This window comes from Tannerella forsythia (assembly GCF_003860135.1).
In the GTDB taxonomy this organism is placed as follows: Bacteria; Bacteroidota; Bacteroidia; order Bacteroidales; family Tannerellaceae; genus Tannerella; species Tannerella forsythia_A.
Window position 1 is genome coordinate 1 of sequence record NZ_RQYN01000126.1, and the last position, 1,180, is coordinate 1,180.

The 1,180-nt window shown below is 39.0% G+C and carries 1 protein-coding gene and 1 pseudogene; both read right to left on the bottom strand.

What is annotated here, in order from left to right; translation table 11 throughout:
- Window positions 1-296, bottom strand: a pseudogene (locus EII41_RS14630) (IS1 family transposase); the annotation flags it as partial.
- Window positions 297-548: 252 nt separating this feature from the next.
- Window positions 549-923, bottom strand: coding sequence for a hypothetical protein (locus EII41_RS13580; RefSeq protein WP_124752403.1), 375 nt, complete (start codon window positions 921-923; stop codon window positions 549-551).
- Window positions 924-1,180: the final 257 nt, after the last annotated feature.

Genomic DNA, 1,180 nt, shown 5'->3' on the forward strand with positions numbered 1-1,180 from the left:
ATAACACTTCCCTTTTCGTTTGAACCTTGCTAAATAATGCCTTATTCTGCTATTATAACCTTCGACTGTATAAGTTTCTGCCTTTGTTCGAATATGTTTTGCATGAGGGAGACACTCCTTATAACTTCCAATAGTCAGAATAATACACTAATGCAGGAATGTTTTTTATCTTCTTCCAAAGCTTTACTCCCCTATCTGTGTTTCTGTCTCCACAGACAAAAGAGATAAATCGTTTTCCAAATCGATCAACAGCAATCCATACCCGGCAGTAGTTTTTTTGAACCTATATATGTGTTTGTAACAAACCACAGTCGTGATTTATCTCCCGCAAGTTAATTGTAATAAATCACAGTTGTGATTTGTCTTCCGCAAATTGTTTGTAATAAATCACAGTTGTGATTTATCTCCCGCAAATTGTTTGCAATCAATCACAGTCGTGATTTATCTCCCACAAATTGTTTGTAATAAATCACAGTTGTGATTTGTCTCCCGCAAGTTGTTTGTAATTAATCCGCGGGGAGATTTATTTCCCGCAGATTTTTTCCGTTTTAAAATAGAGTCTGAATATTCGTGTAGATAACTCTGGATGACTTTAATTTTTGAGTGAATAAGGCAAGCGTATCGTTTTTATCTTTCGTATTTTCCCAGACGATTTTCTTTCCGCTGCAATCGAAGAAATGATAAAGAATTCCTCCGCTCCCCATCATCATATCGGTTACAAACATGTCTTGCCCTTTATAATTGAGCAACCAGATCGTTCCTTTATAGTTTCCCGTATCGTCGGTGTTTGCTTTGTCGATTAGCTCTTTAAGCCATGGAAGGTCTTTTTGAGGGTTTTCACATCCGCAGTCGGCAACCGGACCGGAATCTTTATTGCACGACAAAAACACCAAGAAGAGACATAATGTAAATAATTTTTTCATGATTTTTTGGGGGATTGTTAAACCCCAGATTCCGCAATAGACCAGATTCCGCCATAGAAAATATAAGAATGAATTTAATTCAGGCCTTCAGCCCTGCGAACAAGGTCCGGATGTCGATCCCCCACCCTTTCGGGATGGGGCTGAAATAACCCGGGCTTTCAGCCCTTGTATGCTCTTCGGGCGTTGAAATGTTGAGCTGTTTATTTGTTGATTCGTTGAGTTGTTTGATTGTTGAGTTGTTGGCTCCGCTGAATGCT